General features: G+C 56.7%; 12 protein-coding genes and 1 pseudogene. 9 read left to right on the top strand and 4 right to left on the bottom strand.

Annotation, left to right across the window (positions count from 1 at the left end; genetic code table 11):
• Positions 1–103: 103 nt before the first annotated feature.
• The 6 genes from QMX86_RS15350 (at position 104) to QMX86_RS15325 (ending at position 5545) form a co-directional block, all read left to right on the top strand.
• Positions 104–757 carry an ABC transporter ATP-binding protein gene (locus QMX86_RS15350; RefSeq protein WP_016774109.1) on the top strand — a complete coding sequence of 218 codons (654 nt, stop codon included), beginning with the start codon at positions 104–106 and terminating at the stop codon, positions 755–757.
• Positions 754–3225 carry an ABC transporter permease gene (locus QMX86_RS15345; protein ID WP_282384140.1) on the top strand — a complete coding sequence of 824 codons (2472 nt, stop codon included), beginning with the start codon at positions 754–756 and terminating at the stop codon, positions 3223–3225. The genes QMX86_RS15350 and QMX86_RS15345 overlap by 4 nt, the downstream gene beginning before the upstream one ends.
• Positions 3215–4282, top strand: a complete 1068-nt coding sequence (locus QMX86_RS15340; RefSeq protein ID WP_130929186.1) for a lipocalin-like domain-containing protein — start codon at positions 3215–3217, stop codon at positions 4280–4282. The genes QMX86_RS15345 and QMX86_RS15340 overlap by 11 nt, the downstream gene beginning before the upstream one ends.
• 137 nt (positions 4283–4419) lie before the next feature.
• A complete protein-coding gene (locus tag QMX86_RS15335; RefSeq protein WP_041478609.1) occupies positions 4420–4662 on the top strand; it encodes a hypothetical protein in 243 nt (80 codons plus the stop codon).
• Positions 4663–4673: 11 nt separating this feature from the next.
• Entirely contained in the window at positions 4674–4874 is a 201-nt protein-coding gene (locus tag QMX86_RS15330; protein WP_130929187.1) for a hypothetical protein, read from the top strand.
• Between the two features lie 86 nt (positions 4875–4960).
• Positions 4961–5545: a hypothetical protein gene (locus QMX86_RS15325; protein ID WP_024012461.1), complete on the top strand. Its 585-nt coding sequence runs from the start codon at positions 4961–4963 to the stop codon at positions 5543–5545.
• Positions 5546–5868: 323 nt separating this feature from the next.
• On the opposite strand, the gene QMX86_RS15320 is transcribed toward QMX86_RS15325, so the two are convergent.
• Complete coding sequence (locus QMX86_RS15320) at positions 5869–6696, bottom strand: glycosyltransferase (protein WP_073474319.1); 828 nt, start codon at positions 6694–6696, stop codon at positions 5869–5871.
• 204 nt (positions 6697–6900) lie between these two features.
• Here QMX86_RS15320 and QMX86_RS15315 point away from each other — a divergent pair, with 204 nt between their 5' ends.
• From QMX86_RS15315 to QMX86_RS15305, 3 genes are all read left to right on the top strand, one after another.
• A complete protein-coding gene (locus QMX86_RS15315) occupies positions 6901–7119 on the top strand; it encodes a hypothetical protein (RefSeq protein ID WP_241089708.1) in 219 nt (72 codons plus the stop codon).
• A gap of 15 nt (positions 7120–7134) precedes the next feature.
• The gene (locus QMX86_RS15310; protein ID WP_243242165.1) at positions 7135–7893 is read left to right on the top strand and encodes an SUMF1/EgtB/PvdO family nonheme iron enzyme; all 759 of its coding nucleotides are present in this window, start codon (positions 7135–7137) and stop codon (positions 7891–7893) included.
• A 248-nt stretch (positions 7894–8141) separates the two neighbouring features.
• Positions 8142–9134, top strand: coding sequence for an SUMF1/EgtB/PvdO family nonheme iron enzyme (locus tag QMX86_RS15305; protein ID WP_073474321.1), 993 nt, complete (start codon positions 8142–8144; stop codon positions 9132–9134).
• A 35-nt stretch (positions 9135–9169) separates the two neighbouring features.
• On the opposite strand, the gene QMX86_RS15300 is transcribed toward QMX86_RS15305, so the two are convergent.
• The 3 genes and pseudogenes from QMX86_RS15300 to QMX86_RS15290 form a co-directional block, all read right to left on the bottom strand.
• Positions 9170–11674 (bottom strand): LysM domain-containing protein, encoded by a 2505-nt coding sequence (locus QMX86_RS15300; RefSeq protein WP_282384133.1) that lies wholly within the window; start codon positions 11672–11674, stop codon positions 9170–9172.
• A gap of 19 nt (positions 11675–11693) precedes the next feature.
• On the bottom strand, positions 11694–12527 hold the full coding sequence (locus QMX86_RS15295; protein WP_163032976.1) for a DUF4123 domain-containing protein: 834 nt from the start codon (positions 12525–12527) through the stop codon (positions 11694–11696).
• Positions 12524–12909 (bottom strand): annotated as a pseudogene (locus tag QMX86_RS15290) (type VI secretion system tip protein VgrG); the annotation flags it as partial. The gene QMX86_RS15295 and the pseudogene QMX86_RS15290, both read right to left, overlap by 4 nt.

The following is a 12909-nucleotide window of genomic DNA, read 5'->3' as shown; positions in this document are numbered from 1 at the left end:
GCCAGCAGCTTAAGGCGCGGCGCTAGGTTGACGATGATCATCAGCGGACAAAAACCATTCAGGGCCGCTATCCTAGGCCCAGGTTCACTGATCGGGTTTGCCCATGCTTGAGGTTCGCGACGTTTTCAAAAGCTATGCCACGCCACAGGGATTGTTGCCGGTGCTGCAAGGCGTCGACCTGACGCTGGAGGCCGGTGGCAGCCTCGCGCTGATGGGCGAATCGGGCAGTGGCAAAAGCACGCTGCTGCATTTGGTGGCGGGGCTGGACAAGGTCGACAGCGGCAGTATTCGCAGCGGCGAACATCGCCTGGAAGCCATGAGCGAAGCGCAACTGGCGAACTGGCGGCGCACGGAAATCGGTCTGGTGTTTCAGCAGTTCAACCTGATCGGCAGCCTGCGCGTGGAAGACAATCTGGCCTTTCAGGCGCGCCTCGCCGGGCGCCATGAGCCGCGCTGGCAAGCGCATCTGGTGCAGCGTCTGGGTCTTGGCGATCTGCTCTCGCGGTACCCCGAGCAACTCTCTGGCGGCCAGCAGCAACGAGTCGCATTGGGCCGGGCATTGGCTTCGCAGCCGAAATTGCTCTTGGCGGATGAACCCACCGGCAGCCTCGATGAAGCGACCAGCGATGAAGTGCTGCGGCTGTTGCTGGAATTGCTCGATGACACGCCGACGACTTTGTTGATGGTCACTCACAGTCAGCGCGTTGCGGCGCGTCTGGCTCAGCGCGTGGTGTTGTCGAACGGGCGGGTCGCCTGATGATCTGGCGGCAAACCCTGCGCGCGCTGCTCAGCCACTGGCGGCGTCATCCCGTGCAGTTTTTCAGTGTGCTGACCGGGCTGTGGCTGGCCACCAGTCTGCTCACCGGCGTCGAGGCGCTGAACAGTCAGGCGCGCGACAGCTACGCGCGGGCCAGCCAGATGATCGGCGGCGAACCACAGGCCAGCCTCAGCACGCCAAATGGGGCACTGTTTACCCAGCGCTGGTTTATCGAATTGCGCCGTCAGGGCTGGCCGGTGTCGCCGGTGTTGCAGGGCCGGCTGACGCTCAAGGGTCACGAAGACCAGCGGATTCAGGTGATGGGCATCGAGCCGGTATCGCTGCCGACGGATTCGGCAGTGGCCGGGCAGGCGATGCCGATCGAGCGCATCGTCGAATTTTTCAGCCCGCCGGGCAGCACCTGGATTTCCCCGGACACGATGCAAATGCTCGGCTTGCGCGAAGGCGATACACCGCAAACCGTGAACGGCCAGACCCTGCCGCCGCTGCTCGCGCAGAAGGACATGGCGCCGGGCCTGTTACTGGTCGATATCGGCGTAGCGCAAAGACTGCTCGACCAGCCTGAGCAATTGTCTCGGCTGCTGTTGCCCAAGGATTTTCATCAGGAATTACCAGCGAGTTTCACCGATCGCTTGCAGCTCAAAAGCAGCGGAGAAGAAAACAATCTCGCGCGGCTGACCGAGAGCTTTCACCTCAATCTTGATGCCCTTGGATTTTTGTCATTTCTGGTCGGCCTGTTCATCGTCCACGCCGCCATCGGCCTCGCTCTGGAACAGCGCCGAGGCTTGCTGCGCACGTTGCGTGCCTGTGGCGTCAGTGCGCGAATGCTGATCGCGTGTCTGGTGGTTGAACTGGGTGTGCTGGCGCTGATCGGTGGATTGTTCGGTGTGATCAGCGGCTATTGGCTGGCCAGCGTGCTGCTGCCGGACGTCGCCGCCAGCCTGCGCGGTCTGTATGGCGCGGAAGTGGCGGGGCAGTTGCGTTTGAGCCCTTGGTGGTGGTTCAGCGGCATCGGTCTGAGCCTGCTTGGCGCCTTGCTGGCCGGGGCCAACAGTCTGCTGCGGGCGGCGCGCCTGCCGTTGCTGGCGGTGGCCGATCCGCAGGCGTGGCATCAACAGTATTCGCGCTGGTTGCGCCGACAGGGTTGGCTGGCGACAGCGCTGCTGATGATTGCGCTGGCGGCGCTGATCTGGGGCGACAGCCTGAGCAGCGGTTTCGTGCTGATGGCCGGGCTGTTGCTCGGTGCCGCGCTGGCCTTGCCGGTGTTGCTCAGCGCGTTGTTGAACCCGTTGCTCGGACGCAGTCGGTCGGTGCTCGGCCAGTGGTTTCTCGCCGACTGCCGCCAGCAACTGCCAGCCCTGAGTCTGGCGCTGATGGCGCTGCTGCTGGCGCTCGCCGCCAATATCGGCGCTGGCAGCATGACCGCCGGTTTTCGCCAGACCTTCAACGACTGGCTCGAACAACGCCTGAGCGCCGAGTTGTACATCAACCCCTCCAATCCGGCGCAGGCCCGCGAGATGCACAGTTGGCTCAAGCAGCAGCCCAATGTGACCGCTGTGCTGCCCAACTGGCAGGTTTCGGTGACACTGCAAGGCTGGCCGGCCGATGTCTACGGCATCATCGACCACTCCTACTATCGCCAGCACTGGCCGTTGCTCGACAGCAGTGGCAGCGATCCGTGGGGCAAACTGGCCACGGATGATGCGGTGATGCTCAGCGAACAACTGGCACGACGCCTGAAGTTGCGGCCGGGCGAGCATCTGAACATTCCCACGCCAAACGGCACGTGGTCGCCGCGTATCGTCGGCATCTACGCCGACTACGGCAATCCGAAAGGGCACGTGCTGATCAGCAGTGAGCACCTGTTGCGCGGCTGGCCGCAACTCACGCCGAACCGCTTCAATTTGCGCATCGACCCAGCGCAGATTCCGGCGCTGCTCAACGCCTTGCAGGCGCGTTTTGCGCTGGATGACAACCGCATCGTCGATCAGGCGCGGCTCAAGGGCTGGTCGGTGCAGGTCTTCGAACGCACCTTTGCCGCGACGGCGGCGTTGAACAGCCTGACCTTGGCCGTGGCTGGCGTGGCGCTGTTCATCAGTCTGCTGACCCAGAGCCAGAGTCGCCTCAGTCAACTCGCACCGCTGTGGGCGCTGGGCGTGACGCGCAAACAATTGATGCTGCTCAACCTCGGCCAGACCTGGCTGCTCGCCGTATTGACGTTGCTGTTGGCGCTGCCGCTGGGCATTGCTTTGGCATGGTGCCTGGATGCGGTGATCAACGTGCAGGCATTCGGCTGGCGCCTGCCGTTGCGGGTGTTTCCGTTGCAGTTGTTGCAACTGATGGGCCTGGCCTTGCTGGCGACTCTGTTGGCCTCGGCATGGCCGCTGTATTCGCTGTACCGCACGCAACCGGCGGACTTGCTGAGGACGTTTGCCCATGAGGACTAAATGGCTCGTGCTGATGATTGCGCTGCTGCTCGGTGGCTGCGATCAGCCTGCACCCGAGGAGAAGGGTTTTGCCGGCATGGGCGATCAGGCGCAGTCCTTCACTCCGGTGGTGCCCGGTCGGGTGTTCAGCTTCCCGGCCGATCACGGCGCGCATGATGGTTTTCGCATCGAGTGGTGGTACGTCACCGCCAACCTCAAGGACCAGCAGGGCAATGATTTCGGCGTGCAATGGACGCTGTTTCGCAGCGCCCTGAAACCGGTTGCCGAGCAAGCCGGGTGGGGCAATCAAACAATCTGGCTGGGCCATGCGGCGGTCACTTCGCCCTCGGTGCACCACGCCGCCGAGCGCTACGCCCGGGGCGGAGTAGGCCAGGCCGGCGTGCGCCTGGCGCCGTTCGAAGCGTGGATCGATGACTGGATGTTTGCCAGTCAGGCGCAGGATCCGTTGCGCGATATGCAACTCAGTGCTCGTGACAAGAATTTCGCTTATCAACTGCGCCTCACCTCCAGCCGCCCGCTGGTGCTGCAAGGCGACAACGGTTTCAGCCAGAAATCCGAAGAAGGTCAGGCCTCGTATTACTACAGCCAGCCATTTTTCCAGGCCAGCGGCACGCTGCAGATCGACGGCCAGACCTACACCGTCAGCGGTCCGGCGTGGCTTGATCGCGAATGGAGCAGCCAACCGCTGACTGCCAACCAGACGGGCTGGGACTGGTTCTCGCTGCATCTGGATAGCGGCGAACACGTGATGCTTTATCGCATGCGGCAGAAGGACGGCGCACCTTATCTGACCGGCACCTGGATCGCCGCTGACGGGCAGATTCAGACATTGCACCGCGAGCAGATCAGCCTCGTGCCGCAGGATACGGCCAAGGTGGCTGATCGACCGATGCCGGTGAAATGGTCGATCCGCATTCCCGACAAGCAACTCGATATCAGCGTTGACGCGATCAACCGCAATGCCTGGATGGATTTGCGTATTCCGTACTGGGAAGGGCCGGTGAAGATCAATGGCAGCCATCCTGGCCAGGGCTATCTGGAAATGACCGGGTATTAACGGCGGCACCGCTTTCTTCCCTGTGGGAGCGAGCCTGCTCCCGAAAGCGTCAGCGCTGTGACCGCTGAGTTAACTGACTGGAACTCTCAGCAGCGCTCTCCGCTCTACCCAGAAACCCGCCATTTTCGGACTCACCCATGAGCGACGACGTGCAACTCCCAGACCTCAACACCTGGCAACGCCTGTTCGACGATCAGACGCTTTGGCAGCAATCGCCCGACGCCCACTATTTCGATCTGCAGCGCATCGCCGATGACCTGCTCGGCCAAGGCGCGATTGATCTTGAGCAATGGCAGTTGTTGCGCGCCAAAGCCGATGATCTGCACAAGCAGTCACCCGAGGTCAACGTCGCCCGCGAACTCGAAGATCCCGAAGCCTGAGGACTCCTGCCATGAATACCACCATCAACCAGAACGACAATCCCGACGAACCACGCCCGGCCGGCGAAACCGAACGCGATAACGATGCGCTGCGCCCGACCGATCCCAAGCAGCGGCAGGACAGCGGCAAAGGCACGCCGAGTGGCGAATCCACTGCGCAGGAGACCGCCAAGCCAAACACCCGAGGCCCACAAACCCAAGTCAAGCCCTGAACAGCGTCTATGCTCACTGGCACGCCCGCCGCTGAAGTGTTTTCGGTGGCGGGTGTCGCCATTTCATCACAGGGAAAGTAATGCATATGAAGCTCGACGCTCTGGCCAAGGCCATCACTCTCGCAACGCTGCTTTCTGTCACGAGTTTCGGCGCTCTGGCTGCCGACATTCCGTTATCCGCCGTCGTTGAGGCCGATTCCGTTACCACCAAAGTGCTCGCTGTCGACCCGGCCAATCACCAGGTCGTGCTAGAAGGCCCCGAAGGACGTCAGGTCCACGTTCAGCTCAGCGACAAAGCGAAAAATCTTGCCAATCTCAAAGTAGGGGACCTGGTGAAGATCGAGGTGCAGCGATCTGTCGCCGCTTATCTCGACACCGATGTAGATAAAGGTTTGCCAGGCACCACCGAGCGCACTGGCGAACTGCGCAAGGCCCCGGGCAGCGATAACCCGGGCGGCGAGGCCTATCGTCAGGTTCAGGTGCAGCTGAAAATCAGCAAAATTGATTTGAAGACCAATCAGGTCACCCTCCAAAATCCATCCGGACAATCGAAGACGCTCGATGTGAAGAAGCCGGAGATTCAGGCCAAGTTGAAAGATCTGAAAGTAGGGCAGAGCGTTATTGTCACTTATACCGATATCCTGAAAGTGACCAGTCAGCACGATAGTTGAGTATTAGCTCTACAAGTTTATTGCTCTTGTACAACTTTATGTATGAGAGCAATCATATAAAGTTTTTTGTAAGACAATTCCCGGGATAAATCGGCAAAACACAGTTTTTAACTTTTCAGTGCAAAAATTTCATGTTTCCCCATGACGACATGCCCACTTGTTTGAATTAAAATCCTCGGCGTTCGCCCAGTGTCAGGGCTCTTTACCGGTGCAAGGATTGCCAGGCCGTAACACTGGGCGAACTCCACTACTGACGAAAATTGTATACAGAATCTGCAAGCAAAAAGGGCGACTTTGCAGTCGCCCTTTTTAATTGTTTTCGATCAAGTCGAAGCTTGCATACCGGTTTTGCCATGCTGCCCCTGCAAGCGCTTGAGTGTCTGCTGGTACATTTTTGTACGGCGATGATCCTTGCCATAAGTGCCTGCCGCCGCGACGGTCCCGGCCTGGATGTGATCCAGATAGCGGAAAATCTTCCGCGGCGAGAGGAACCTGACGCCATAGCCCAACCCGACCATTCGATCCTGAAGCGTGTAACCAGGCACCTCCTCATCCATGCAGAAGTGCAACCCCAGCGACTTCATCAAACGCGCATTCCACAGCGTACAAAAACTTTTCAAATGGGTTTCTTTATACGGGCGTGGCGGTTTTGAACGCAGGCCAAGATGAACTTTGAGTCGACGAACATGATGTTTGCAGAACCGCGAAGTTAAACGCCAGGTATCACGCAGTAACCCACGATCAAGTTGCTCGACACAACCGACCGCCGCCATGTCCGCACTTTTGGTGCATTCGCGCATCATCATCGCAAACACTTCCATGTCGTAGACAAAGGTGTCGGTGTGCAGCAGAAACAAGTAATCGGTCTCAACTTTCGCCAAGGCCAGATCCAGCGCCTTGCCATGGGCAATATGCCCCATTTCCTTGCCCGGCGACGGCCGCTCGATCAGATTGATCCAGTCCAGCGAACGCAAATAATCGAGGCTGGCATCCGCCGAATCGTTATCCACCACCCACACTGGAATGCCCTGCGCCTGGACATGCTCGCGCAACAGCTCCAGACACATGCGGGTAATGTCCGGGGTTTTGTAATTGACCAGAACCAGACTGAAGTTGGGATGCGGCTGGGTAGGCAGATCGAAGGCTTTCATGTCGGAGGGACTCATTACGGCTCAAGACGACAGGTTGATGAGCCGGGATGCTAGCGGGGGAAGCTTAGGTGAAGCTTAATTTGGCGGCTCAGCAGAGATTCGTGATGGGCAACGGCGATCGTGTTCAAGGTCGGGGTATGGTTTGTAGTCTCGTCGCGCAACGGTATATTTGACCTTTGACGCACCTTTATAAGGATATTGCCCGTGTTACGTCAGCTTGTGCTCGCCCTTCCTGTCTTGATGCTGATGGCCGGCTGTGAGGCTGAATCAGGTCCTCTGCCGCCTAGCAAAACCTTGTCGCCCGAAAAGGTGGCCTCCATCGCAGCGACCATCAAGACGAAACACCCTGACCTTTCCGCCGAAATTCGTGACAAGGTTCTGAGCACCGTAGTGCAGTCAATTGACAATATGGTTTTCGTTTAAGGCGGCCAATTTGATATGGGCGACTTTGGCTGGATTTGTGAATACGATGAAAAAGATGTTTGTACCTGGCCTTGCGGGCAGGCGGCGGAGCAGCTTTGTAATATCAGCCGTGATGGTAATGATGATTTCGTTCATTTCGTTAAGTTGAGCGGTTTTTATTTTTCAAAATATCATGTGTCATTGAAAGAGTTTGATTTATTTTTTAACGCCAAAGGACTGCCGCTTTTCGACTCCGAAAAGCGCAAAAGAGAGGATTTAAAGTTTCGCTATCAACCGGACTTGCCTGCTTTCACCAAAAGTTGGCAAGAAGCGAAGGATTATTGCGTATGGTTGGCCGAACTCAGCGGGTACCCTATAGATTTACCTACAGAAGCGCAGTGGGAATTCGTGGTTAGGAATGGCGGCAAACACATTCTTTTTCCTACCGATACGGGTAGTTTGGATTTTGGAGAGAACTATCCAAATGAAGGAGGGGGGCAAACTTTTCCAATCGATCGATTTCCTCCCAATCCATTGGGGGTCTTTGGGTTGGCAGGAAATGCCACTGATTGGGTTAACGATTGGTACGGCGAAGACTACTATCGGCATTCTCCAAGGGAGAATCCACGGGGGCCAGAAACAGGAGTCTATAAGGTCAAACGTGGTTCGTATTATCCTGAAGGCCCCATGTCCGCCGCTTCCGTTGTCCGACGCTGGCCTGATAATCCGCAGCAAGATGCCTACTATCCTGGCACTGGCTTCCGGTGCTCCGTACAAACTGCTGAAAAACTGTGAGGCTGGTATCGCGATGGTGCCGCTGGCGCCGTTGCTCAATCTTCATTTTGATATTGCCCTGCCAGGTTCCCAGCCATTGATCCGGCGCGGACCGCAGCGGCGAAGCGGAAGGCATTGCCTCGGCCTCGTTTAATGTCCAGGAGCATTGTTCATACACGCGTTGAGCTCGCTGACGGACTTGTTATTTTGTAGTATTGCCGGGCGATGGTATGTTTGTAAGTCAGACGCACCTTATAAGGATATTGCCTGTGTTACGTCAGTTTTTGCTTGCCCTTCCTGCCTTGATGCTCTTGGTCGGCTGTGAGGCTGAATCAGGTCCTCTGCCGCCTAGCAAAACCTTGTCGCCCGAAAAGGTGGCCTCCATCGCAGCGACCGTAGAAACGAAATATCCTGATCTTTCGGCCGAGCTTCGTGACAAGGTTCTCAACACCGTGGTCCAGTCAATTGACAACATGGTCTTTGTCGAAGGTGGCCAGTTTGATATGGGCGACTTTGGCTGGATTTGTGAATACGATGAAAGAGATGTTTGTACCTGGCCTTGTGGGCAGGAGCCGGAGCAGCTTTGTAATATCAGTAGCAAAGGTAATGATGATTTCGTCCATCCTGTAAAATTGACCAGTTACTATCTCTCGAAGTATCAGGCTAGGTTGGCGGATTTTGATCTTTTTTTTGTTGCCAATGGAAAGCCTCTTTATGATGAAGATGATCGAAAGCGTGAAGATCTAAAAGATTTATATTTGCCTGATCTTCCAGCTCCAACTCAAAGCTGGCAGGAGGCAAAAGATTACTGTAAGTGGATAGGGTCTTTAAGTGGTTACGAAGTGGACTTGCCGACGGAGGCTCAGTGGGAATTCGCGGCTCGCAATCGTGGAAAACATATACTTTTTCCAACTGACACTGGAAGCCTTGACTACGGAAAGAACTTTCCTTTTGAAAATGAACAGGAGAATTTCCCAGTTAATCGATTTGCGCCTAACCCTCTAGGGTTTTATGGCATGGCTGGGAACTCAACCGATTGGGTAAATGACTGGTACGCTGAAGATTATTACAAAATTTCCCCCCTGGAAAATCCTCAGGGCCCCGAATCTGGGAACAGAAAAATCAGGAGAGGATCTACAACTTTGGAGGCACCGCTGTCAGCAGCTCCACTGGTGCGGCGTTGGCCACAAGATTTAGTACAAAAATATCATTCCAGCGATACTAGCTTTAGGTGCGCAATCCAGTCCAGCAGTCCGCTTTGATAACTGTTCGGAAGGCGTCTGCGACGCCCTCCGCGCTAGGCTATCCTGTCAAATAGCCCGCTTCTCCGGGCCGCTAGCAGTGTTTTTTCTTTTCTCCATGATTGGCCTGGCTGCCAAGCAATCATTACTGTTTTTTCGGATGCTGTTTCAATATTTGCTGCAAGTGCTTTAATAAAACTATTGAATTGCATTTGCTCATGCCCATCGAGCAGGGCATTGATGCGATTCAAGCTACTCATTGGATCGACTTTTTTTCCGTCTTTTGAGCAGTTTTCTAATATATGGATGAATTGTCGCCAAGTGCGGATGTGAGAGAGCAAAAATACAACAGCTTTTTCCTGCTCTTCGGACCAGCTTTCAACAAAGCTTTCTGTTAGAAGATAGATGATCGGCCCGACTGTTTCTGGGGGTAGCAGACTGATTGGAATGTTTTTGCTATTTACTTTAACGGTTTTATTTTTTAGTAAGTAAGTGGCGGTGGTCTGAGCTTCCTGTTTGGTTGCAATTCGTTTTTTCCACCAGAGTCTCATATCATTGGCGCTATTTGAAAATGCTTTGCCTATGGATTCGCCGGGTTGGCTGATAATCTGGAAAAGACCTCTAGCCATATATTCAAATGCTTCTTCAGTTACAGCTAGCTGGTAATGGAAATCTGCCTTTGATAGAGCATTGCAGAAGACGTAGATCAGGTCACCGATCTTTTCGAGGTCGACTGCTGTACCAAAACCGCCTCCTGCGCCAGGGCCGAAAACCAGACTCGCTTTGCAATTTATTGCCAAACGGTTTTCGGTAATCTCAATCCCAAAATCAAAACCGGCCCCAATACCCAGCGCCGCGTTCCCCTCAGCCTTGATCTCCACCAGGCTCGACCAGTCTGTGCTGCCGCTGTCGTTCGCCTGTCCTGCGACGATCTTGCCGACCCCTTGTTTGGTTGAATCAAGCCACTTCAACGTGCCGGTGACGGTGCCTCCGCCTTGCACGCCGGCAAAGGCGTTGCCTTTCAATCCCAGGCTGCCGCCGCGTTTCTTGTCGACGGCCATGTCGGGCGGGCTTAGCAGAGCTGTTGCCCCGGAGGCTTCTACTTCCTTGGGTTTGTATTGGGCTTTGACGCCAGCTTGGCCTTGGGCCGTCGCGCCAGCGAAACACGATAGCTCGATCTTGCCGTCGAGGCGGAAGATACCGATGTCGCTGACCACTTTCTTGCCTTCGGCATTGCGGTAGGGCATGCGCACCACGTAACCGCCCTGATCCGGAAAGTAACTCTTCAGCGCTATCGAGCCTTCAGCCAGCGAGATGGCGGCGCTGGCTTTGACGCCGACTTCGACGTTGCCTTTGCCGGGCTCCCAGCTGTTGATCCCGGCGCTGGCCGTTGCGGCAAAGCGAAAGGCGTGAGCTTCGGCCGATACGGCGTATTTGGCCGAGTCGGCTTCGTTGGATGTCCACGAGCATTCTTTATGCAGGGCGTTGAGTAGGTTGTCGTCCTTGCTCGTCCAAGAGGTGAACTTGGCCTCGAGGCTGCCCAGCGGGCTGGTCTTGCGGCCATCGCTGACAGCGGTGCGGATGTCCTTGAGCAAATCCTTGGCCAGATTTTTATCCAGCGGTTTGCCACGCATCACGGTGGTCGGCACTTTGACCCGCCAGGTGAATTCTTCTCGGGTGCGCACTGGAATGTAGTGGCGTCGGGTCGGATCGCTGAAGGAGATGTACTCGACGACGGTGATGCCGGTTTTGACCTGCTTGCCTTTTTGCGTCTCGGTGCCTTTGCCTTTGCCGTGCTTGAGATCCGGAGCTGCACCGCTGGCACTCGTAGAGCTGTCGCCAGCTTCGGCTTTGCCTTGCGCGGCGATGCGGGTGCGCAGCGATTGAATCTCGGCGTTCAGTTCAGCGACTTTTTTAGCGCGCAAGCCCTCCCAGTTGGTTTCCAGATAGCTGCCTTCAAAAGCCGGCTGGGGCGTGTAACGCTGATACCAATCGCGGGCCTTCTGCACCGTCGCCAATTGGCCTTGCAGGTCTTCCTTGCGCTCGATGACAGCTTTCGGTTTTGCCACAACCGGAGGCGAGCGCTGCAGCAGCCCGGCTTCTTCAGCCTTGGCGTTCCAGGCATCCTTGATGCAGCGCGTGCAGGTGCAATTGGCTTGCGGATCTTTGGTCTTGGCGCACAGCCTGGCTTCGGTCGCCTTGGCGAGATTCTGGTGCAGCTCGTCCATGAGTTTTTTGACGAGGTCGGATTGCTTCTGCAGCTCTTTCGATTCTTTTTCCGTCAGCACGTAAAAGTGATCGTCGCCGGTGATGTGGATGACGTCGACCAGTTCATCCTGGCATTCGACTGCGCCTTTGACGGCTGTGGTGCTCTTGTTCTCGGCGTGTTTCGGCGGCGGCAAAACCTTGGCTGCCGGCAATTGCAGCGCCCATCCAGGCTTGATGTGGTTGGGGTCGGTGATGATCGGATTCAGCGCTCGTAGATCGGCCACGGAGCATTTGTTGGCGGCGGCAATGCTGCCAAGAGTGTCGCCGCTCTTAACTGTGTAGGTGGTGCTCATTGCTCATCGTCCTTGTGATTCACAGGCTTTCCAGTTGAGTCAGCTTGTCGCCGAGCGCTATGTCGTCACGCGCGAGCAACTCGGTGGCGGGCGGCTGCTTCCAGAATCGGTCGCCACGCTGGATCGCTACGCGAAGCCAGCGCTCCTGATCGGCCATTTGCTCGTATCCCGTATCTTTTGCGGCCAGTAACTGGCGATGAACGAACTCGACGCGGTCATCCGTCGGCAGAACCTCGCGGTAATCGTCCGCGAAGCGCGTGGCGATGACTCTGAGCCGGCCCTGTTCGATCAATGCCTGACGTTCTTCGCCCACGTATAGCCATGCCGGTGGCTGCTTGGCCGTCGGCGGGGTGTGAGGAGGTTTTGCGTAGAAGCGCCAGCCAATCTCGTTACGCCATGCCAGCGCGCTGAACGGCCCCATGAACTGCGCTCTTTCGGTCTCGTCGAGTGCAAGCAGCAACGGTTCGAGCCAGCGCGGATCGAAGAAACGCATCATCTGTTGCGGTTCTTCGTCGGTGCGCACGGTCAGCAAGCTGCGCCAGTGTTCCACGCCCTGATCCAGCAAAGCGGAGTCGCTTAACCAGGCGACGCAACCTGCATCAGACTGCTCCAGCAAAGTGCTGACGTAGGGAGCAACGGTTTGCCTCTCCGGATACAGGACGACGTATGGGCCTGCTGGTTGCAAGTCTGCGTAGCGGGTATTGGTGAACAGTGGAAGGCAGCTGGGGCGGTACTGTTCGTCACTCTGGAACAAGTGACTGAGCAGATCCGCATCAAAGCTTCTGTCCAGAATCAGACACATCGCGCCTGTCGTCGTGGACTGTTTGAACGGCGATTCGATGGACTCAATCATGTCGACGCACCGGGTTGGTGGATCGGGCAATGACCGCTCGCATCCAGATGACATGATGGAGTGGGCAGCAAGACGCCTGCCTTCGATTGAGCTTTGAACGAACCGAGCGAAGGTTTCACTACCTGCCCAGCCTTATCTGCATCTGCCTGTTTCAAAGGTCCCGGCATCAACGGCGCGGCGCCAGTACCAACGCCCGGGCTACCCCCGGAGTTCATGTTGATCACCGGCCCACTCATGGTCACGCCACCAGCGTCGATCTTGATGAAGCTGCCGCCGCCGATCAGCGTGAGTTCCGCACCAGCCTCCATCACCACTTTCATGCCGCTGCTCAGGTGGATTTCCTGGCCGGCGTCGATGAACTGGCCGGTGCCGATCTTGATGT

It is taken from the genome of Pseudomonas sp. PS01270, from assembly GCF_029959775.1.
GTDB lineage: Bacteria > Pseudomonadota > Gammaproteobacteria > Pseudomonadales > Pseudomonadaceae > Aquipseudomonas > Aquipseudomonas atacamensis.
The sequence above is the reverse complement of the archived record's forward strand: the minus strand, read 5'-3'. Positions and strand labels throughout refer to the sequence as shown.

Bases quoted from the DNA above. Each gene is read 5' to 3' on its own strand.
- QMX86_RS15335 (WP_041478609.1), top strand. From the start codon at position 4,420: ATGAGCGACGACGTGCAACTCCCAGACCTCAACACCTGGCAACGCCTG.
- QMX86_RS15340 (WP_130929186.1), top strand. From the start codon at position 3,215: ATGAGGACTAAATGGCTCGTGCTGATGATTGCGCTGCTGCTCGGTGGC.
- QMX86_RS15300 (WP_282384133.1), bottom strand. From the start codon at position 11,674: ATGAGCACCACCTACACAGTTAAGAGCGGCGACACTCTTGGCAGCATT.
- QMX86_RS15310 (WP_243242165.1), top strand. From the start codon at position 7,135: ATGGGCGACTTTGGCTGGATTTGTGAATACGATGAAAAAGATGTTTGT.
- QMX86_RS15295 (WP_163032976.1), bottom strand. From the start codon at position 12,527: ATGATTGAGTCCATCGAATCGCCGTTCAAACAGTCCACGACGACAGGC.
- QMX86_RS15320 (WP_073474319.1), bottom strand. From the start codon at position 6,696: ATGAAAGCCTTCGATCTGCCTACCCAGCCGCATCCCAACTTCAGTCTG.
- QMX86_RS15350 (WP_016774109.1), top strand. From the start codon at position 104: ATGCTTGAGGTTCGCGACGTTTTCAAAAGCTATGCCACGCCACAGGGA.
- QMX86_RS15330 (WP_130929187.1), top strand. From the start codon at position 4,674: ATGAATACCACCATCAACCAGAACGACAATCCCGACGAACCACGCCCG.
- QMX86_RS15325 (WP_024012461.1), top strand. From the start codon at position 4,961: ATGAAGCTCGACGCTCTGGCCAAGGCCATCACTCTCGCAACGCTGCTT.